The sequence below is a fragment of the Ignavibacteriales bacterium genome, from assembly GCA_026390595.1.
In the GTDB taxonomy this organism is placed as follows: Bacteria; Bacteroidota; Ignavibacteria; order UBA10030; family UBA10030; genus UBA9647.
This window is the reverse complement of sequence record JAPLFQ010000008.1, coordinates 21652-43051: the sequence shown is the minus strand read 5'-3', so window position 1 is coordinate 43051 and position 21400 is coordinate 21652. Positions and strand designations below refer to the sequence as shown.

Here is a 21400-nt window from a genome sequence, read left to right as displayed (position 1 = left end):
CGTAGCCGCGGGTCCGTCTATAGGCGGCTTTGGTCAGGGTAACAAGAGAAAGGGAAGTTCTGACGTGAGTTGTTTGCGATTGAGTGGCTGGGCGGTGTTGATGGTGCTGGTTCTGCATGTGAGTCCTGCACAGACGACGGTGTATGTGTCTCCGACGGGAAGTGACACGAACGCTGGTACGATCGATCAGCCGTTCAAATCAGTTTCAAAAGGTTTGACCGCGGTCGGGGCGAGTGGTGTCGTCATCCTGCGCGGCGGTGTCTATCTGCTCGGCACGTCCAAGCTGAGCTTGAGCAAAATCGCTCAGGCAGGAAGTCTTATCAAACTGTGGGCGTATCCGGGCGAGACGCCGATTCTTGATTGCACCGGCAACACGTCAGACGGCATCAGCGTCAGCGGAAGCTACTATCACCTGAAGGGTCTTGAGGTGAGGAATGCCGGCCACAACGGCATCAACATCTCAGGAAACTACAACATCATCGAGAATTGCGCGATCCACGACAATAAGAATACGGGGCTCCACCTTACCGGCTCAGCGGCTCCGGGACCGTCGAACAACCTGATTCTCAATTGCGATGCATATCGCAATTACGATCCTCCAATCGGTGGCAACGCAGACGGATTCAGCGCAAAATGGACGGTGGGGCCGGGCAACGTGTTTCGGGGATGCAGAGCGTACTTGAACTCCGATGACGGCTGGGATCTCTGGATGGCCACCGGCTCCGTGCTTATCGACAGTTGTTTCGCATTTCGCAATGGCGTCGATGTCTGGTATTCCGGCAGTTTCGATGGCAATGGAAACGGTTTCAAGCTCGGGGGCAACTTCATTTCGACCCCGCACACCGTCAAGAACTGTGTCTCGTTCGACAATGCCGCCAACACCGGTCGCGGTTTCGATGAAAACAACAACACCGCCGGGCAAACTCTCTACAACTGCACGGCATTCCGGAACAAGGGGGACAATTTTCATTTCAAGAACATCGTCGATTCCGGACAGACACACATCATCAAGAACTGCATTTCACTGGAAGGAGTGGTCGGGATTTCCAGCGGTACGCAGGTAGCAAACAGCTGGCAGGGGTTTACCGTCTCGGCTGCAGACTTCAAGAGCATTGATACTGCATTTGTAACAGCACCGAGAAACGCTGATGGAAGACTGCCGGCATCGTCATTTCTCCGCCTTGCGGCGTCAAGCCGGATGATCGATGCGGGCATCGATGTCGGATTGCCTTACACTGGCAGCGCTCCCGATCTCGGCGCGTTCGAAGCGGGACCCCTGACGCGAGTTGGTGACGAGGCAATGGCAAGACCGGAGTTCAGGCTTGCTCAGAACTATCCCAATCCGTTCTCCGCCGGAGGCGGATCCGCCTATGGCGGAAATCGAACAACGGTTATCAGCTATCAGCTGTCAGCGGTCAGTGTTGTGAGACTCAGGGTGTATGACGCGCTCGGCAGAGAAGTTGCAGAACTTGTGAATGATGTGCTTCAACCCGGTGCGTACACGGTGCGATGGGATGCATCGTCGTTCTCAAGCGGAGTCTATTACTGTCGCCTTCAAGCGGGCGCAGCCTCAAGCACGAGCAGAATGATTTTAACGAAGTAGAATCTCAGGGAGGATTTGCAATGGATTCCGACAACATGTTGACTCGGAGAAAATTTGTCGCATCAACGGCAACTGCCGCAGCAGGAGCTGTCATTCTGAATCAGATGCCCTCGATCACGTTGTCACAGCCGTTCGCGCCGAAACGACGGCTCGCCATGGTTGGTACGGGCCATCGCGGAACCGGGATGTGGGGAACAAGCGTCCTGAAAGACTATGGAGACCTTGTCGAGTTTGTAGGCCTGTGCGATATCAACCCGGGGCGTGCCGAGACAGCAAAGAAAATGCTCAACGCCTCCTGCCCCACATTCACGAACTTCGAGGAAATGATCACGAAGACCAAACCCGAGACGGTCATCGTGACGACGGTTGATGGGACGCACCACACGTTCATCGCGAAAGCTCTTGAAATGGGCTGTGATGTGATCACCGAGAAACCGATGACGACGAATGAGCAGAAGCTCAAGGTCATCCTCGACGCGGCGAGAAAATCGCAGAACAAACTGATCATGGCGCACAACTATCGGTACCCGCCCACGGCAGGAAAGATCAAAGAACTGCTCATGCAGGAACGGGTTGGACGCATTACATCGGTCGATTTTCACTGGTACCTGGACGTGTATCATGGGGCAGACTACTTCCGCCGCTGGCACCGCCTGCGGGAGAGTTCAGGAACGCTCCTGAATCACAAGGCATCACATCATTTCGATCTTCTAAACTGGTGGATCGATTCCGATCCGGAAGAAGTACACGCGTTCGGTGCACTTGAATTCTACGGGAAGAATCACGAGTTCCGCCACACGCATTGCCGTCCGTGTCCCCACAAGGACAAATGTAAGTTCTTTTTTGACCTCACGAAGGACAAACGGCTGATGCAACTCTATGCTGATAATGAGAAGTATGACGGTTACACCCGCGATGGATGCGTGTGGAAGGAGGACATTGACATTTTCGACAAAATGGCGGTACAAATCAGGTACGCAAACAAAGTCCAGGTGAGCTATTCCCTCACCACCTATTCGCCCTACGAAGGATTTCGTATCGCCTTCAACGGAACGAAAGGCCGGATGGATTTCTGGATGCACGAGAAACAGCCCTGGCCGATGGAGAATTTCGATGAGATACACATTACCGACAGTTTCGGCAAAGCGGAATTTCTCAAGCTCCCGCGCATCGAAGCGGATCACTACGGCGGCGACCCGCTGATGAAAGATAAAATATTCCGCAATCCTGCTGCTCCCGATACCTTGCAGCAGGCGGCGAACGTGCGGGATGGTGCCATGGCTGTTCTCATAGGTGTGGCGGCTCGCAATAGTATCGATTTCGGCAAGACGATCCGTATTGCTGATCTGTCGGACATCGTTCCTCAGGCAAAGAAACCAAGCTGAACCGGCCAGGACCTCTCATGAGACGCGTGACAAAGCTCTTCATTGTGCTTCTGTACGGAATCGCCATTGCAACTGCCGGTGAGCGCGCGCAGATTATCGTTGCTGCTGATGGAAGCGGGATGTTCCGGACGATCCAGGATGCGCTGAACTCGATTCCGAAAAACAACTCGATCCCGGTGATTGTGTTAATCAAGAAGGGGACGTATCACGAGAAAGTGTTCATCGAGAGAAGCTTCGTCACGCTTGTCGGTGAAGATCGTGACAGCACGCGGATCGTCTATGCGGAGCTTCGAGAAAACTGGACGAAGGCCCATAATGGCAGTGACTGGGGCTCCGGTGTTGTCAACATCGATTCACTCGCGACTGATATCGTCCTGGCCAACATGACGATCTACAACAACTATGGCTCTCTCTATCACACGGCCGCACATCAGTTTGCGATCAGGGGAAACGGGACTCGTGTGATGATCCTCTACTGCAATGTCATTGCTGACGGCAATGATACGGTGAGCTTGTGGAACCGCGCCAACGGACTGTACTATCACGCCAATTGCTACTTCGAAGGTCACGTCGATTATGTCTGTCCGAGAGGTTGGTGCTACATAACCGACAGCAAATTCTTCGGCCATAACCTTAGCGCAAGCATCTGGCATGACGGGAGGTTCGACAAGGACCAGAAATTTGTCATCCGGTATTCGAGCTTCGACGGAGTGCCGAACTTTCCTCTTGGAAGGCATCATCGGGATGCCCAGATCTATCTGCTTGATTGCATTTTTTCACGCTCCATGGCTGACAAGCCGATTTACCTCCCGGTCTCTCCGAATGCCGATGTCTGGAAATGGGGAGCGCGCCATTACTTCTACAATTGTCACCGTGAAGGGGGAGACTACGACTGGTTTGCGGACAACCTGACTGAAGCCGAGGGCTCACCGAAAGCAGATCAAATCTCGGCGCGCTGGACGTTTGCCGGCAAATGGGACCCGGAAGGGACAATGCCGTCGGTGCTCCCGTGTGTGTCGCAGCCAGAACCGCGCAACGCTTCCTATAGCGTTCCGACAACACAAGTAGAAATATCCTGGGTCCCTTCACGAAATTCAGGCGCCAGTCTTGCCTATTTCAGCAAAGAAACAAATCCAGAGAGAGTGGCCATACAATCGGAGCGGAGCTTCAAGGTCGGTGCCCTTGAGCCGAACACACGATACTACTGGCGCATTGATGAGATCGTGGGTCGGGATACGGTCAAAGGCCCTTTGTGGCACTTTACCACTCGTTAGCAGCACAAAATTACCAATTGGCGATTATCCAAGATTCCTTGACATCTAACAAACCCAAAGGATCCCCGTGAACTTCACGCACTTCGGAGTGCTCGCCCTCGTGTTTTGCGTCGCGTTTTCACGCAGCTCGGCTCAACAACCGATCAACCTTTGGCCGCTGCTGGCAGACAAAGCTGACAAGGACAACCCGACGCTGACACTGTATCTCCCGGATTCGGAAAAACCAAACGGTGCTGCAATCATTATCTGTCCGGGAGGAGCGTACAGAGGCCTTGCAAAGCATGAAGGAGAAGACTATGCGCGGTTCCTGGCCTCGCACGGGATCACGTCGTTTGTCCTGAAGTACCGTCATGGCGGAGGCGGCTACAAATATCCCGATATCACTGCAGATGCCGCACGGGCAATCCGGATGGTCCGTTCCCAGGCGCGTGCATGGAAAGTCGATCCAAAGAAGATCGGTATCATGGGGTCTTCTGCAGGCGGACATCTCGCATCAACGATGATGACACATTTCGACGATGGAGACCGATCTTCCCCGGATTCCATTGAGCGCGTCAGTTCGCGTCCCGATTTCGGAATTCTTTGTTATCCGGTCATCTCGATGGGGCCGATCAGCCACAAGATTTCGCGTGAGCAGTTTCTCGGACTCACTCCGTCAGCAGCACTGGTGAAGCTGTATTCAAATGAACTCCAGGTTACGGCGGCGACTCCCCCATGCTTTCTGTGGCATACATACGAAGACAGTGCCGTCAGCGTGAAGAACACCCTTGAGTTCGCGAAGGCGCTGGAGGAGAACAAGGTCCCCTTCGATCTTCATGTCTACGAACATGGAAGGCACGGTCTCGGACTGGGTGACAAGTCTCCCTTTGCCAATACGCTTCCGTGGACGAAAGATCTGATTGTGTGGCTCAGAGTACGCGGTTTGATCAACTGAGAGAAAGATAGCCACGGATTGGCGCGGGTTCGTACGGATTGTAACGGATGATTAGATCGACAAGAACAACAGTTGTTTCTGATCCGTGGTTTTCTGTGTAGATCCGTGGTTGCTGTTGAAAAGCAATTCACCACGGATTGACGCGGATCAGTACAGATTGCCACGAATGGTTGGGATCAGCAAGAATACTCCATTATACCAATGCACACAAAGGCGCACATGAACTCCTCACGCAGCAAATTCACCGTTGGACTATTCCTCTTCTTCTTATGTCTTGCATCATCGCAAGCCGGACAGGAAACTTCTGGCAGCCAGGGCTGGAGTGTCTTACCATCGATTCTGAAACGGATCGTACCCCCGTCGTTTCCGAAAAGAGATTTTGATGTGACGACGTTTGGCGCTGTCGCTGACGGAAAAACCGATTGCAGCAAGGCGTTTGCCGATGCAATCACTACATGCAACAAGGCAGGCGGGGGCAGGGTTGTAGTGCCGGCGGGCGTGTTTATCACAGGCGCAATCCATCTGAAGAGCAACGTCAACCTGTATGTCTCCAAAGACGCTACCATACGGTTCAGCACTGATCCGAAACTGTATCTTCCTGTCGTCTTTACGCGGTGGGAAGGGACTGAGTGCATGAATTATTCCGCACTCATCTACGCGTTCGAGCAAAACAATATTGCAGTTACGGGGGAGGGGACACTCGATGCACAAGGATCGGATGACAACTGGTGGTCCTGGAAAGGAAACCGGCAGGCGGGAGCAGGGAAGCAGAACCAGAACGAAGCAAGAAAGAAGCTCCTGGATATGGGAGAGAAGAACATCCCTGTCAAAGACCGGGTTTTCGGTGAGGGATCGTATTTGCGGCCAAATTTCTTCCAGCCGTACCGGTGCAAGAATGTCCTCGTCGAGGGCGTCACATTCAAAAACTCTCCGATGTGGTTTCTCAATCCCGCTCTCTGCAAGAATGTTTCAGTCATCAATGTGACAACAGAAGGACAGGGGCCGAACAATGACGGCTGTGATCCGGAATCGTGCACGGACGTTCTCATCAAGAACTGCTTTTTTAACACGGGCGACGATTGCATCGCGATCAAGTCAGGCCGGAACAGTGATGGGAGGCGCGTCAATGTGGCTTGCCAGAATATTATTATTCAGGGATGCACCATGCGTAACGGTCACGGCGGTGTTGTCATAGGGAGCGAAGTGAGCGGAAGTGTACGGAACGTGTTTGCCGAAGAGTGCGCAATGGATAGTCCGAACCTCGACAGGGGGCTCAGGATCAAGACCAACGCAGTCCGGGGCGGCGTGATCGAAAACGTGTTTATGCGCAACGTGAAGATAGGGCAGGTTGCTGAAGCGGTGGTGAAAATCGATTTCTATTATGAAGAGGGCGATAAGGGGAATTTCACACCCATTGTCCGGAACGTTGACGTACGAAACGTGGAGTGCAGCAAGAGCCAGTTTGGCGTGTGGATCCGCGCCTATGATCGATCACCAGCGACGGGAATTCACATCGAAAACTGCACATTCAACAACGTGGCGGAAGCGGATGTCCTCGATAATGTGAAGGACCTCAGCCTGATAAATGTGAAGACGACGTTTCGGAAAGCTTCGGAAAAAGTACAGTGAATGATTGAGGCTGAGCGAGCAGGTATACGGCAGCAGTATTGAAAGCGGAACAGATTCAGTTCATTAAGTGAAAGGATCTCACATGACAACCAGTGTTTCCTCGCGAACCGCGGGCTGCAGGATGCTTCCCATGCCGGGCCTTGAATGGCAAGGTGTTCATCCTTCGCGGCTGAAAGCCCGGATTGCTCTCGGCATCTTCGTTCTGATGCTGCTGGCAGCCGGCTCGCTGTTAGCCCAGAGCGGCGGTAAGATTTCGGGCAAGGTGATGGACGATGCAACAGGCGAACCGTTGCCGGGCTGCAACGTCATCGTCGTTGGCACGGTGATGGGAGCTTCCACCGATGCCGATGGCACGTACTTCATACTCAATGTCCCACCGGGAAAATACGATGTGCAGACATCGGTGATCGGCTATAAGAGGATAATGCAGGGGGGCGTCATCGTGAATTCCGGCAGAACAACGGTGGTGGATTTCAAACTAAAACTGACCGAACTGATCCAGAACGAAGTAGTCATCGAGGCCACCCGTCCGGATGTGCAGCCGGAGAAGACATCCACGAGCACGGTCATACGCCCTGAAGACGTGCAAAGCCTGGCCGGCATGAGGGATATCGGTGACGTCATTGGCCTGGCTGCCGATGTGACGGATGGGCACTTCCGCGGCGGCCGTGCGAATGAAGAGTACTATATGCTGCAAGGTATGGGAATCACAAACCCATACGACGCGACAGCAGCGTTCAGACCAATCCTGAGTGCAGTCGAAGAAGTGGAAGTCATCACGAGCGGATTTGGTGCCCAATACGGAAACGCCCAATCAGGCGTGGTGAACATTACCATGAAAGAAGGTAAACCAGACCAGTGGAGAACAAGGCTTGAAGTACGGGGACGTGCGCCCGGGTTGAAGTACTTTGGTCCGAGTGTGTACGACCAGAGCGCGCAGCCATACCTTCAGAAGCTCGCCGATCCGAATTTCTGGAAATACGGTGACGCATCAACCGGAAACAAACCTATCGTCGGGTGGACGCCCACAGCGTTCGGCGGTGATTCAACGCTGATGCTGCAGTTCTCCAAGTTGTTATGGCAGAGCGCGACGTCGAGAGATCTGAACAAGAACTATTGGACATCGCAAATCGATTACAGCGTGGAGGGTGCCGCCGGTGGACCTCTCGCTCAGGGAGTGACGATGTTCCTTGCACTCCGGTCCAATGTCGAAAATGCCGTTGTCCCGACCGAAGAGCCGAACAAACAGTACCAATTGATGGGGAATTTTACATTTGACCTCGGCTCTGGCAAAACACTCAGGTTGAGCGGCGGATATCAGTATGAATCCACAAACATCCTCGGGGGCGGAACAGGATTCTATCAATGGGTATGGGATCGGATTTTGGGGATTTCCTATGAGCAAAAGGCGAACGCGCAGTTTGGAGCACGGTTCACGCATGCCATCAGCCCGAGGACGTTCTACGAGGTAAAACTCAATGCCCTCCACACGGCGTACCGTTTGGGCAGTTCACCGTACTACGACGTGATCACGGATGCAGTGCGAAACATGGAGACCGGAACGGCCATCATTTCCCGGGCCATGAATTTCATGTTCTACCAGAACATGACCGGGAAGACGTTCTTCTACCTCGGCAACAACAACAGCAATTTCTTCGACAGGAAGACCACGACGGTTTCGTTGGACGCATCGATGACGAGCCAAATTACCAACTCGCATCTTGTCAACGGTGGAATTCAGGCCAACTACTATGACCTGGCCGTCAACGATATTTCCCAGATAGCATCAAAGGGGAGCATCCGGTTGACCAAGTTCTCGGGCAATCCGTACGAGGCGGCCTTGTATCTGCAGGACAAGATGGAATTCCAGGGAATGATCGCAAATGTTGGATTGCGATGGGATGTGTGGAATTCGAACAACGATTACTACTCCAATCAGTTCGATCCGTTTGTGATCCCGGACGAAGCCGGCAATCCGACGCTGAACTACAGCGCCGATGCTGCGCCGAAAACGACCGCAAAGCCCATTGGACGGTTGCAGCCGCGCGTGGGCGTTTCGTTCCCCGTCTCGACTACAACGGTGTTTCATTTGAATTATGGAACGTTCATGCAGCGCCCGTCATTCCAGAACGTGCTCGGGACGAACCAGAAGATGCCCCCGCCGCCTTCCTCCCCGTCGGTGTCCAGCCTGGGGAATCCCCGGCTTCTGCCGCAGGTGACGGCTCAGTACGACATCGGAGTCATGCAGGGGTTGGGGCAGGGATTCACGCTCGATGTGAGCGGATACTACAAAGACATCAAAGACCTGATTGACCAGGCAGTCTTTACGAATCTCTCCACCGGCACGAGCTATTTTTCGTACTTCAACCGGGACTACGCCGATGTGCGCGGGTTCCGTGTTCAACTCTCCAACAGGAGAGGAGCTCTCACGGGATCCCTGAACTATCAGTTCAGCGTCGCGACGGGCAAGAGCTCGTCCGCCTCGAACGCTCCGGTTTCGATCACCAAGGACCTTTCAGGCAAGATCTCGACGGATGCCGTCTCCAAAGTTCCGATCAAAGACGTGCTCCTCAACTTTGACCGTACGCACAATCTTATTCTCAATCTCGCGTATGTCACGCGAGACCAATTTGGGCCACAAATCTGGGGGATTTATCCGTTCGATAATTTCGTGGTGTCGCTCAATTCGTTTGCCCGCAGCGGCAGGCCGTACACGTCGGCAAACAACGCAAATGAAGTGAACGGGCTCCGGTCGCCGGCCGAATACAATACCAATATGCGGGTGTCGAAGGCTCTCAAAAACTTCTTCGGAATGCCCGCCACGTTCTACGTTGAGATCTTCAATGTTTTCAATGATAAGATCTACAACTACAACTATCTCTTCAGCACGGCGAACAAGATCGACCAGAACGATGCGACGAGACGATACACACAGTATGCATTCAATGATCCGGCTCAGGGAGTATTGTACTGGGATGATCAGAATTTCGGCAGCGCCTTCGCCGAGGATCACTCGTTCATGCTGTATGACAATTCACCGCGGGCATTCTATGTCGGCATTTCCATTGAATTTTGAAAACCAACAAACCATTAGCGAGAATCCAACATGAAACACACAACAGTTTTCCTTCTCATGGTGATTGTATTCTCGTCTGTAGCGCTGTCGCAGCGTGATTTCAAGACGCACACGCGCAGTATGCTCCGCCAGACGATCTATAACACCGGTGAAACGGGGAGGGCCCTGGAAGCGAGTAATTCGACCACCATCGGGTTGCCCGAAGGGACGTCGTCGCTGGAATGGCCCCCCAATTCGAGACAGACATTGAACCAGATTGTGTTTTGGGGACACCAAAATGGATTTGGCGGCGGGATCCTTTTCCAGGCCAAGATCAACGGAACGTACGTCGCGAAAGCATGCGGCGGAATCACGGACGGATCCGGCAATGCCACAACGATTGCCGGCATCTACGTCATTCCCGGCAGCATTACGCGGACGGAGAATTTTCCGATCCTCGCAGACGGATCGCTGAACTCCTCCTACAATCCAAATGAAGCAGAAGAGATCATCGTCACGAAATACCGGACGACCGACCCGATGAAGCTCACAATCACACAAACAAGCAGAGCATGGAGCTTCCCCGGGTACGATGCGTTCCTTATCATCGAGTACGATATCGTCAACGATGACGTTATCGACTACACAGATGGTATGGTGATGTTTGAGAACGCCATTGCCCCTTCAGCATTAAGTCTCCAGAGGCGGTATGGAGTATGGAACGAATCTTCTGTGACAACCCGCGCACGCGAAGTCTATGCCAGATACAATTTTACTCGCTACCTGAGCTATGTGCACGGCAGAGATGGATTTCCCGATCCGCAGTATTTCAATGCATGGTCCGGTGACGGAAATCGCGGAGGACTGAACGGGCCTCAAGCGGTCGGCGTCATGATGCTCCACTACGATTACGACCATCTGCAGGCGAAGAACTTGACATCGTACACATTGACTGATACCGCCCGTGTTTGGGATGCGAACGGCAAGTTCCTGCAGCCGTACACTGCTCAGCAAATACCCAATAGAAATGTCGATCTGAGTGCCTCCCGGGCGATATCCTATGGATTAACCCTTTCGGCGCGTCCATACTCCGCATTCGATTTCAAGTCCACCACTTCGACTGCAAAAACAGACTCGACCTACTGGGCTACGTACAATGTTCCAACAAAAGCGGTTGACCCGGTAACGAATAAGGCGCTCATGGATTATTGGCAAGGCCGTGGGAGACCGAGAGCACTCAGCAACGGAAACTACTCACAGACGACCTTGCACTATTCATCGTACGGACCCTACGTGTTCGCGAAGGGTCAGCATCTCAAGTTCACGATTGCACAACTCGTAGGGTATGGTCCGGGAACGCCGGCAGACACCGTCTATCGGGATGCAGGCGGGGCTTTCAGTTCCTCCCGTCAGTACTACGAACCCGTGGTCAGCTGGTATGATTCATTGACGTATCCGGGACTCTCAGGGATCGCCGGTGTCAGCTACATGGGAAGTGCGTACCTGAAAACGCACAAGCTTCCCTGGTACGTTACAGGAAAAATCTCCAGTGCCGATCCTTCCCCGGTCATCTCACTGCGCGATGTGGCAGATCGGGCGATTCAGATGTACGTCGGTGGCGATTTGGTGAACTACAACAAATTGCAGTTTAAGCCCGAGAACTCACCCGAGACAGGAGTCTATGGGTCAACGAAAACCTACATTCCTATACCCGCCCCCGCGCTCTTTGTCTATGACGCGGCAGATGTGAAGAACAAGATTGTATGGGGCCCGCAGGTTGAAGGGTTCACCGCACTGCCGGCCGTTCAATCCGCGAAAGCTGCAGGGCGCATCAAGGCCGGTATGAGCCATTACATCGTCCTGAAATCCCCTGAAGGATTGGGACCATGGACCCGCCTGGACAGTGTAGGAATCAGGGATCCACGCTACTTCAACAAGGACGTTGCATATCCCAATAATTACGTGTACCGCGATGCTGCGAGCTTGTTGAGTGAAAACTACTATTACGCAGTGATCACGGTTGACTCGCTCGGTGGAAAGAGCGGAATGACCAACATCACCTATCATCCTACTCAAAAGGGAGCCGTACTAGCTCTGGGTGGAAGTCTCTACGTCGCCCCCAACCCCCTCATTTTGTCCAGCAGTTTTGGCGGATCGACAAGAGAAGGAGACATCAAAGACAAGGTCGGGTTCTACGGTTTGCCGAAGAACTCTACGATCAGAGTATTCTCCTATAGCGGTCAGCTCATCGGGACGGTTGAACACAACTCGAACACGTACTCGCACGAATGGTTCCAGATTTCGCGTAACAGCCAGCGAATCGCCTCGGGAGTGTATTTCTACATCGTGGAAGACAACGACACTGGTGTTCGGGCTACCGGAAAATTCGTCATTATACATTGAGGACATGAGAACAATGAAAAAAATCACAACATACCTGTTGCCGTTTCTTGCGATATTGTTGTTCTCGCCGAACGCATGGTCGCAGAAAGTCGGCAGTACATCGATGCAATTCCTCAAGGTTATGCCTTGTGCCCGCGCAACGGCGATGGGTGATGCCTACAGCGTACTGGCATCCGGCGCCGAGGCGGTGTTCTGGAATCCCGCGGGCGTGGCAAACATCGAGAAACGCGAACTCTCGATGACATATCTAAAATGGATCTTTGATACGAAGCAGGGAGCGCTTTCCTTTGCAATGCCAGTGGCGAGCTTTGGAGCTGTTGGGCTGCAACTCCAGTACGTCGATTTTGGAGAAATCCCCGAGGCGCTCTGGGCATCCCCGTACAAAGATGATATCGGTACTCCGGGGCTTACGGGAAACTCATTTCACCCGTTCACGTACCTCGTCGGATTGAGCTACGCGAGCCAGATCACCGACAAGTTCTCGACGGGCCTTTCGGTGAAATACGCCCGTGAATCGCTCTACAACGGAGCAACGGCAGTTGCAGTCTCGAGCTCCGGTGACACGTCAACCGTGAACACGTGGGGAGATGGTCTCATCTTTGATTTTGGACTGAACTACAACACAGGCTTCCGAACCGTACGGATTGCCGCGTCGATGCAGAACTTCGGCGCAAATGTCCGGTATGCATCAGAAGCATCACCGGTTCCCATGGCGCTGCGCGTTGGCATTGCGGGAGACCTGATCGGCACCAATGCTCTTCTGGCTGAAAGTGAAGAGAGCCGGCTGGGAATCGCGTTCGATCTGTTTCAACCGAATGACTACGCACAGCAGGCTCACGTCGGGATGGAGTATGTGTACGCCGGCAGCGTTGCGCTCCGCGCCGGTTATAAATTCAACTATGACGCGGACGGGTTCACTGCCGGGGTTGGTTTTCAGCAGTCTGTGGCTCAGCTGAGGATGTCGTTCGACTATAGTTACGGAGCCCTCAACTACAACCTTGGAAATGTTCATCGCATAAGCTTAGGAGTGGGATTCTAATGAAACACATAGACAACACATTCGCATATGTGATGCTCCTCTGTCTCTTCTTGCTTTGTGCACAGCAGGTGGTTGCGCAGGGGTACGGCAATCCGTTGACCTTCCAGGGATTGAGCCAGACAACCACTCAATCTGCAGCGGCGCGCGGTGCGGGGGGCATCACCTTCGGTATCAAAAACGACGTTTCATTGATGTTTACGAATCCGGCCTCCTTGACCTCTCTGCAAGGCATTCAATTCTCCATCGGCGGGCTGCAGAGGCTTGGGAACTCCTACCAGGAGCAGCACTATGCCGGAGTTCAGGGTACATCGGCCCTTGCTCCTCTTCTGGAAGGAACCACGGGCTTGATCAGTGATCCAGACACGAACGCGTACTACGCGGGCATCAAAGTCATTCTCAGAACTCAGGCTGATTCCGTGCAGCGGCCGTTCGACTCGATCGGACCGAACTGGAGCAGATCACAAAACAAGAGCGTGCCGATTCAATTCAGCGCGGCAGCGCCGTTCACACTCGGCGGCATCCGCATGGTCGGGGCCGTGGGCGCGACGGAGTACGCGAACCTCAACTGGTTCTATCAGAACAACAACGTTATGACTCCCTCTGTCCTTTCCGTTCTGAACGGGACAATAGCCACCGCCGGCCTGGACCGGAATCCCTACGTTTCCTATTGGTATCAGTCGTACCAGCAACGGGATGGATCGATTTACGGTTATGGCGGTGCACTCTCTGCATCCATCTCTGAGAAACTTTCCGTCGGTGTCAGCGGCATGATCCTCAAGGGAAGCACGGATGACATCGAAGTGCAGGTTGGTCGCGGCAGAATGCTCTTCTTCACCAGTTCCATGCGACTCGACCGGCCGGGTACGACGAGCTATACGAAAACCGGAACGTCCGACTATAGCGGCGCCGAGTTTGCGCTCAGCGCTGAGTACACCAGCCGGTATTTCAATTTCGGGTTCTCGATCAAGCCGCCAACGACGATCACGCGGGATTTTACCATGACATTCTCGCAGGATTCGGTCGCGGCGTCAAAGAGATTCCTCTCCAAGATTGATTCGATTACAGTCCACACGTCCGGCTCGATCAGCGGCCAGGATAAGATTACGCTTCCGTGGCGTGGTTCATTTGGGATTGGCCTGTGGATCAGAGAGAATCTGAAGCTTGGCATCAGTTACGAGATTCGACCCTATGCATCCGCGGACTATACCAGCGCTGGTGGATCGGTGACAAATCCGTGGCTCTCCTGTTCGGTTCTGCATGTCGGGGGTGAGCTACAGGCGAACCCATGGCTCACCATCCGCGGAGGCGTCAGCAACTATCAGGAAGTCTATCAGCCTCTCACGGCAGGCATTCGCGGCGAGCCGGTGAATTATCCGGTGTACGGGCTCGGGTGCGGCGTGAAGGTGGCGAACGGGATGCTCAATGTCACCTATGAGTATGCAGACATGAAATATGTTGACACCTGGTCCAACGCGGTGAGCATCAACCGGCAATTTACCAGCAGCGTCGTTGCGAGTTTTTCCTATACGATTCCAGGGATGAACTAGCAGTGGTGAGTCACACAAGTTCTCTATCTCTCCGCCAAAAGGAACAAAGTCCGCCCAGGTAGCGTGAAACCATCTGTTTGAGCCTAGGAGCTTCACTTACTTTACCCTTTTTGTGTTTCATCATCGACCATTGTTCCCCGCGTGCCTGCTGTTCTTCGACAGTTATACTGTCGAAGAAGGCCCATGCTGGAGTCTTACTCCAGAAGATCAGTTAAACTTGTTACCAAACTCCTCATGCAGCGGCCATGTGTACCTGTTCTTTGCCCGAAGAGATCAACACCTTGGGGAAAACCCGAGAGTGGAACTCTCGCATGGGTTGAGTCCGACAGTGCAACTGTCGGACAACCTGGTTGAACTGTAGCGAAGCAACGATCCGGGCTATAGAGGAGAATGACTCGTGACCTGCTCCGGGTCGGGCAATATCGGTTATCACAAATTCCTTTTACCGCGGGCGTGGTTGTTTCTAAGCACGTTGAGTCCCTGTTCAGGAGAGATAATGATCCGCGGTGATCTGTCGAAACAGAGCGAGCGTAGAGGCGGAATCTGGTCCTCACTTGTACCGACGACGTTGCTTCTTCTCATCGTTTTGTCGAGTGGTCTTGCTCAGAATGCGAAAACCGTACATTGGTGGGCGTCTCTCACCCAACGGGAACACTGGTACGGGAGCCCGGAAGCTATCAGAATTGCAGACAACCTGCTGCTGTATCAGTTTCCTTCGGGCGGATGGCCAAAAAATATCGACATGGCAGAAGTGCTGGATGAAGTTTCACGAAAACAGCTGAAAGCCATCAACCATCTCGATAGTTCTACGATCGATAACAGCGCTACCTACACACAGCTCCGCTATCTCGCGAAGGTGTATCGGGAGACAAAGCTCGGCCAGTTCAAAACTTCCTTCATTCGGGGATTCGATTATTTGCTCCGGGCTCAGTACGAAAACGGAGGGTGGCCGCAGTTCTATCCGCTGCGACAGGGGTACTATTCGCACATCACGTTCAACGATGACGCTATGATCGGAGCAATGAAACTCCTGCGGGATGCTTCCCGCGGAGGTGCGGACTTCGCATTCCTCGATGAAGAACGAAAGGCAAAGGCCGCAACGGCAGTGGAAAAAGGGATCCGGTGCATACTCAAATGCCAGATCCGCGTCAACGGCGATCTGACAGCCTGGTGTGCTCAGCACGACGAGAAGGATTTCAGTCCGGCGAAAGCGAGGACGTACGAATTGCCCTCCCTCAGCGGTGAAGAATCTGTTGGCATCATTGAATTCCTCATGGGCATTGAGAACCCGACCGGTGAAATCATCGCCTCCGTGCAGGCGGCTGTGAAATGGTTCAAGAAGGTGAAAATCTACGGGATCAAAGTGACCGAAGTGTCCGACACACTCGGACCTGAAGGAAGAAACAGGATCGTCCTCAAAGATTCTTCGGCCAAGCCGATGTGGGCAAGGTTCTACGAAATTGGTACGAACAGGCCGTTCTTCTGCGGCAGAGATGGAGTCAAGCGCTACGCCCTCGCGGAAATATCATTCGAACGTCGGAACCACTATAGCTGGCTGGGGTACTGGCCTCAACGATTGCTCGAGAAAGAATACCCGGAGTGGGTGAAGAAACACTCCGTAAGGAATGTCCTCCGGTAAGATTTCTTTGAAAGGGAAGGTTGCCATGGTACAACGATTCTCATGCCTGACTGCAATTCTCGTTCTTGTGTGCGTATCTGCTGCTCAGCAAAAAGCAGTGGTTTCGGTGCCGCGTGATACTTCATTTACAGTCAGCAATACAGCGGCGAAAGTGCTCAAACAGTATCCGCACGCGAGACTTGTTGAACCAAAGGTCCCCTCAGGAGTGACTGTTCAGGAGAATATCGTGTACGCGAGCGATGGTTCCAGAGACCTTCACGTCGACCTTTTCGCGCCGGTGAAAAAATTGGCGAAGGGGTACCCGGCCGTACTGTTGATTCACGGAGGCGGCTGGAGATCGGGGTACCGGCAGATGGAATGGCCGATGGCACAGCACCTGGCGGCGAAGGGATATGTTACCGCCACGGTAGAGTATCGCTTATCGACAGAAGCACTCTATCCAACTGGTGTTCACGACCTCAAGGCGGCCATCCGGTGGATGCGGGGGAACGCAGGGAAGTTCAACATGGATCCAAAGAAGATTGCAGTGTATGGCTGCTCCGCAGGTGGTGAGCTTGCGGCGTTTCTGGGAACGACAGGGGACGTGGAGGGGTTCGAAGGCTCACTTGGGGACCTGCGCCAATCAAGCCGCGTGCAGGCCGTTATCGACATCGATGGCGTGCTGGATTTCACCGATCCCGCTGAGAGCGCGAAAGACAGTATTCCCGAAAAGCCATCGGCGGGGAAAGCATGGTTTGGCGCTTCATTCAAGGAGAAGCCGGACCTTTGGCGGGAAGCATCACCGATCAATTATTTTGGCGAGACAACCGCTCCGATTCTCTTCGTGAACAGTTCCTTGCCGCGGTATCATGCCGGCCGTGATGAAGGCATCGCAAAGATGAAGAAACTCGGCATCTACTCCGAGGTGCACACCATTTCCAATACACCGCATCCGTTCTGGCTCTTCCATCCGTGGTTTGATGAAGCGCTCGGTTACATCGTCACGTTCCTAGACAAGACGCTCAAAGGAAGATGAGGAGCGTGTGTGCTTCTAAGCGACATTGGCAAAGAAAAGCACACACCCCTGCCATCCCCTCTCGCCTTCGCACAGGCGGACGCACAGAGGGGACTGTTCAAGCTTCGATCAGGAACTAGGAAATGAGACGTAAAGTACTCCCATACAACCCGCGGTTGAAGCAAGTTGCCAGAATGTTGCGCAACAACATGATTCTCGCCGAGATTCTACTCTGGAAGCAACTGAAGAACAAGCAGCTGCTTGAATACGATTTCCATCGCCAGAAGCCCATCGATGAATTCGTCGTCGATTTCTTTTGCCCAAAGCTACTTCTTGCTATCGAAATCGATGGTGATTCTCACGAGGGGAAGCTCACGAAAGACAGCCAGCGACAGCGTGATATTGAGAAGTTCTCAATCCAATTCCTTAGGTTTTCTGACGAAGAAGTGAAGCAGAATCTTGAGGGTGTCGTCGATTCAATTGCTCATTGGATACAGACTCGACGACCGTCGGATACGAAGCTGCTTGACGAAGACAAGTCCAAGAATTAAGCGTCCCCTCTCGTGTGAGAGGATGTGGGGTGAGACCAGCCCGCCATGCGGTCTGGCGGGGAGGGGAGTTGAGAGGTGTGTGCTTTGGGGGAACACTAAAGGAAAAGTAAAACCGATCATAAAGAGAACGGAGCTATTCGGGAGATTCAACACCTATGAGACACGCACGCCTGATCGCATTGCTGCTGTTCGGATTGCTGGTCGGCTTCCGCCAGACCGCGGACAAGACAATCGTCAGAGTCTTCCTGATAGGTGACTCGACGGTGGCTGATTACACGATCTACGATGATTACAAGACCAAACGTTTTCCCATCACCGGATGGGGACAGGTATTCCAGACTTTCATGAGTCGTGACAGTCTTTTCAAGATGCGAAACGTCATCAAGGCCGACAGTGTGTTGGTTGTCGACAGTGCACGCGGTGGACGCAGTACCCGGACGTTTTTTGAGGAAGGGCGATGGGCCTCTGTGTATGAATCGCTGAAGCCCAATGACCTGATTCTTATCCAGTTTGGCCACAATGACGCAGCAAAAGACAAACCTGAGCGGTATGTCACTGTGCAAGGATACAAAGAATACCTTCGTCTGTATGTGAATCAAGCCCGTGAAAAAGGGGCAATACCAATCCTCCTCACGCCCGTGAACCGCAATTATCCATGGGCTGATGGGAAGCTCACGAGTGTGCACGGAGAATATCCGGATGCGGTGAAACAGGTGGCGAAAGAACTCAGTGTCCGACTCATCGATTTGACGCAACTCTCGTGCGACTTCTTTACTTCCAAGGGTCAGGAGTACGTCACCAGCCACTATTTCATGAACCTTCCAGCAAGTACTTTTGAAGCCTATCCCGATGGTCAGAAAGACAATACGCATTTTCAGCCGGAAGGGGCTGTCGAGGTTGCACGACTGGTCTTTGAGGCTTTGCAGAAGATCTGATCTACAGTGAGCGTGCTTCTTTTTGGAGAATGTCTGAAGCCCGATCCGGCGCACCGAGATCGGGCTTCTCTCTTGTCTGCGGTGTTCGTATATTACCCGGGCAAAAAGACGTCATTGCTGAACCAGATGAAAGAATCACGGTCTTGATGAGTACGGTCATCGTTATTTTTGGGGCCACGGGAGATCTGACTGCACGGAAACTGCTCCCCGCGCTCTTCAACAATTATCGGAAGAAACGGCTTCCTGAACACATTCACGTTATCGGCTACGGCCGCAAACCGCTCTCGACGGAGACGTTTCGGGACTTGATGAAAGCGGCGGTCAGAAAGTTCGCAGCTGATCAATATAGCGGGGATGAATGGAATGCCTTTGCATCGCATCTGTTCTACCAGCAGGGTGAACTTGAAGGGGTGCAGCACTACCAGTCACTTGCACAAAGGATCGCCGGTGTCGCAGGTACTCCTCACAATTGTATGTACTATATTGCAACGGCACCGGAATTCTATACCACCATTGTCCGGCATCTTTCTGAGGCGGCCCTCCTCGAGGAAACGGGGAAGACCGGCTATCGTCGTTTGATCGTCGAGAAACCATTCGGACGGGATCTTCCTTCTGCGCTTGCCCTGAACCAGGAGCTGCACAACGCACTCAACGAAAATCAGATATACCGGATCGACCATTATCTCGGAAAAGAGACAGTCCAGAACATGATCGTGTTTCGCTTTGGCAATGCGATCTTCGAGCCGCTGTGGAACCGCAACTACATCGATCATGTCCAAATCACCGTATCAGAGACCGTCGGTGTCGAACACCGGGCAGGGTACTATGACAGCGCAGGTGTTCTGCGCGACATGTTTCAAAACCATCTGCTCCAGCTCCTGACGCTCGTGGCAATGGAGCCTCCGGTTGCGTTCGAGGCGAATGCGCTGCGCAATGAGAAAGTGAAAGTGCTGAGCGCACTCAGGCAGATTTCACCCGAACATTCGGCTGTCTCAACCGTGCGCGCGCACTACGAGGGCTATACACGGGAACCGGGCGTCGCACCGAACTCAAGCACGGAAACCTTCGCGGCGCTGCGACTGTTCGTTGACAATTGGCGCTGGCAGGGAGTTCCCTTCTATCTCCGCTCGGGCAAGATGATGAGGGACAAAGCTTCAGAGATCACTGTGCAGTTCCGCCGCCCGCCAACGCAAATTCTGGACACCCATGCCGGCAGAACAGAATTGTTCACCAACCGTCTGACGATCTGCATTCAGCCCGACGAAGGGATACACCTGCGGTTCATCGCGAAAGTTCCGGACCAGGGAATGGAAACAAGGCCCGTGGAAATGGACTTCGATTTCCGTAACTCGTTCGGCGCGACAGCGATTCCGGAAGCGTATGAACGGCTTCTGCTCGACGCGTTGAACGGCGATGCCTCATTGTTTGCTCGGAGCGATGAGATCGAGCTTGCCTGGAATTTCATAGACGGTGTCCGGGCCGGATGGGAGAGCGAGCACGCTCCTCCGTTGCTTCAATACAAGCCGCAGACGTGGGGGCCGGCAGCTGCCGACGATCTCCTCGGCCGCGACGGGCGCTGGTGGGTACATAACAGTATTCTTCAACGTGGGGATCATCCTGAGCCTGAATTATGAGTCTGGAAAAACGATCGTTCGTCACAGTGTACAAAGACACGTCGGAGCTTGAGCACAATGCTGCCAAGGAGATCGCGAGAATCATGACCACGGCGATCAACGATCGCGGCGTGTGTTTCGTCGCATTGTCGGGTGGAGAAACACCACGCCAGATCTACCGCCGCCTCGGCATGGAACCGATCAAGGACCAGGTCAACTGGAACAGCGTTCATCTCTTCTTCTCGGACGAACGATCGGTATCGCCGAACGACGCGCAGAGCAACTACGGAATGGTTGAACGATCATTGCTTTCATGGATTGATATCCCGCGGCAAAATGTCCATAGGTTGAAGGGAGAACTGGATCCTTTGTCGGCGGCAGAAGAGTACGAAGCCGACATCCGTTCTGCGTTTGGTGACAAGGAGATGCGATTCGATCTGGTTCTGCTGGGTGTTGGTGAAGACGGACACGTGGCCTCCATTTTTCCCGGCACGAGGGTTGTTGATGAAGAAGTCGCTCTTGTGCGCCCCGCTATGAATCCGAGTCAACCACTTCAACGGATCACGCTTACGTTTCCAATCATCAATTCCGCCCGGGAAATTCTGTTCCTTGTCTCCGGCAAAAGAAAAGCCTCCATCGTGCAACGCGTCCTCGCCACGTCGAAGCCAACGCGGGATCTGCCTGCGACCATGGTCCGTCCCGCCGAAGGTTCTCTGAGATGGATGATCGACCACGACGCCGCATCGCAGATCGATCCAACCATAGATGTGATTCGGTACTGACGATCTCTTTTTTCCGC

15 protein-coding genes are annotated in these 21400 nt (G+C 53.4%); all 15 read left to right on the top strand.

Annotated features, from left to right (window positions below; translation table 11 throughout):
- The first annotated feature begins 64 nt into the window (after nt 1-64).
- The 15 genes from NTU47_03275 to pgl all read left to right on the top strand — a co-directional run bounded on the left by NTU47_03275 (nt 65) and on the right by pgl (nt 21383).
- Complete coding sequence (locus NTU47_03275) at nt 65-1603, top strand: right-handed parallel beta-helix repeat-containing protein (GenBank protein MCX6132814.1); 1539 nt, start codon at nt 65-67, stop codon at nt 1601-1603.
- Nucleotides 1604-1623: 20 nt separating this feature from the next.
- Nucleotides 1624-2988 carry a Gfo/Idh/MocA family oxidoreductase gene (locus NTU47_03270; GenBank protein MCX6132813.1) on the top strand — a complete coding sequence of 455 codons (1365 nt, stop codon included), beginning with the start codon at nt 1624-1626 and terminating at the stop codon, nt 2986-2988.
- Between the two features lie 17 nt (nt 2989-3005).
- The gene (locus NTU47_03265; protein MCX6132812.1) at nt 3006-4262 is read left to right on the top strand and encodes a pectinesterase family protein; all 1257 of its coding nucleotides are present in this window, start codon (nt 3006-3008) and stop codon (nt 4260-4262) included.
- Between the two features lie 67 nt (nt 4263-4329).
- Nucleotides 4330-5196: an alpha/beta hydrolase gene (locus NTU47_03260; GenBank protein ID MCX6132811.1), complete on the top strand. Its 867-nt coding sequence runs from the start codon at nt 4330-4332 to the stop codon at nt 5194-5196.
- Nucleotides 5197-5415: 219 nt separating this feature from the next.
- The gene (locus tag NTU47_03255; GenBank protein MCX6132810.1) at nt 5416-6825 is read left to right on the top strand and encodes a glycoside hydrolase family 28 protein; all 1410 of its coding nucleotides are present in this window, start codon (nt 5416-5418) and stop codon (nt 6823-6825) included.
- 82 nt (nt 6826-6907) lie between these two features.
- Nucleotides 6908-9901, top strand: a complete 2994-nt coding sequence (locus tag NTU47_03250; protein ID MCX6132809.1) for a TonB-dependent receptor — start codon at nt 6908-6910, stop codon at nt 9899-9901.
- Nucleotides 9902-9931: 30 nt separating this feature from the next.
- Nucleotides 9932-12283: a hypothetical protein gene (locus NTU47_03245; protein ID MCX6132808.1), complete on the top strand. Its 2352-nt coding sequence runs from the start codon at nt 9932-9934 to the stop codon at nt 12281-12283.
- A 13-nt stretch (nt 12284-12296) separates the two neighbouring features.
- Nucleotides 12297-13322 (top strand): PorV/PorQ family protein, encoded by a 1026-nt coding sequence (locus NTU47_03240; GenBank protein MCX6132807.1) that lies wholly within the window; start codon nt 12297-12299, stop codon nt 13320-13322.
- Complete coding sequence (locus tag NTU47_03235) at nt 13322-14869, top strand: hypothetical protein (GenBank protein ID MCX6132806.1); 1548 nt, start codon at nt 13322-13324, stop codon at nt 14867-14869. The genes NTU47_03240 and NTU47_03235 overlap by 1 nt, the downstream gene beginning before the upstream one ends.
- Nucleotides 14870-15365: 496 nt before the next feature.
- A complete protein-coding gene (pelA, locus tag NTU47_03230; protein MCX6132805.1) occupies nt 15366-16508 on the top strand; it encodes a pectate lyase in 1143 nt (380 codons plus the stop codon).
- A 25-nt stretch (nt 16509-16533) separates the two neighbouring features.
- Nucleotides 16534-17523 (top strand): alpha/beta hydrolase, encoded by a 990-nt coding sequence (locus tag NTU47_03225; protein ID MCX6132804.1) that lies wholly within the window; start codon nt 16534-16536, stop codon nt 17521-17523.
- Nucleotides 17524-17645: 122 nt separating this feature from the next.
- Complete coding sequence (locus NTU47_03220; protein ID MCX6132803.1) at nt 17646-18053, top strand: DUF559 domain-containing protein; 408 nt, start codon at nt 17646-17648, stop codon at nt 18051-18053.
- Between the two features lie 155 nt (nt 18054-18208).
- Nucleotides 18209-18988: a rhamnogalacturonan acetylesterase gene (locus NTU47_03215; GenBank protein MCX6132802.1), complete on the top strand. Its 780-nt coding sequence runs from the start codon at nt 18209-18211 to the stop codon at nt 18986-18988.
- A 146-nt stretch (nt 18989-19134) separates the two neighbouring features.
- A complete protein-coding gene (gene zwf / locus NTU47_03210) occupies nt 19135-20622 on the top strand; it encodes a glucose-6-phosphate dehydrogenase (protein ID MCX6132801.1) in 1488 nt (495 codons plus the stop codon).
- Nucleotides 20619-21383, top strand: a complete 765-nt coding sequence (pgl, locus tag NTU47_03205) for a 6-phosphogluconolactonase (GenBank protein ID MCX6132800.1) — start codon at nt 20619-20621, stop codon at nt 21381-21383. The genes zwf and pgl overlap by 4 nt, the downstream gene beginning before the upstream one ends.
- Nucleotides 21384-21400: the final 17 nt, after the last annotated feature.

Excerpts from the sequence above, each read along its gene's own strand:
- NTU47_03250 (MCX6132809.1), top strand. The coding sequence starts at position 6,908 with ATGACAACCAGTGTTTCCTCGCGAACCGCGGGCTGCAGGATGCTTCCC.
- pelA (MCX6132805.1), top strand. The coding sequence starts at position 15,366 with ATGATCCGCGGTGATCTGTCGAAACAGAGCGAGCGTAGAGGCGGAATC.
- NTU47_03270 (MCX6132813.1), top strand. The coding sequence starts at position 1,624 with ATGGATTCCGACAACATGTTGACTCGGAGAAAATTTGTCGCATCAACG.
- NTU47_03265 (MCX6132812.1), top strand. The coding sequence starts at position 3,006 with ATGAGACGCGTGACAAAGCTCTTCATTGTGCTTCTGTACGGAATCGCC.
- NTU47_03225 (MCX6132804.1), top strand. The coding sequence starts at position 16,534 with ATGGTACAACGATTCTCATGCCTGACTGCAATTCTCGTTCTTGTGTGC.
- pgl (MCX6132800.1), top strand. The coding sequence starts at position 20,619 with ATGAGTCTGGAAAAACGATCGTTCGTCACAGTGTACAAAGACACGTCG.
- NTU47_03240 (MCX6132807.1), top strand. The coding sequence starts at position 12,297 with ATGAAAAAAATCACAACATACCTGTTGCCGTTTCTTGCGATATTGTTG.
- NTU47_03235 (MCX6132806.1), top strand. The coding sequence starts at position 13,322 with ATGAAACACATAGACAACACATTCGCATATGTGATGCTCCTCTGTCTC.
- zwf (MCX6132801.1), top strand. The coding sequence starts at position 19,135 with ATGAGTACGGTCATCGTTATTTTTGGGGCCACGGGAGATCTGACTGCA.
- NTU47_03255 (MCX6132810.1), top strand. The coding sequence starts at position 5,416 with ATGAACTCCTCACGCAGCAAATTCACCGTTGGACTATTCCTCTTCTTC.
- NTU47_03245 (MCX6132808.1), top strand. The coding sequence starts at position 9,932 with ATGAAACACACAACAGTTTTCCTTCTCATGGTGATTGTATTCTCGTCT.
- NTU47_03220 (MCX6132803.1), top strand. The coding sequence starts at position 17,646 with ATGAGACGTAAAGTACTCCCATACAACCCGCGGTTGAAGCAAGTTGCC.
- NTU47_03215 (MCX6132802.1), top strand. The coding sequence starts at position 18,209 with ATGAGACACGCACGCCTGATCGCATTGCTGCTGTTCGGATTGCTGGTC.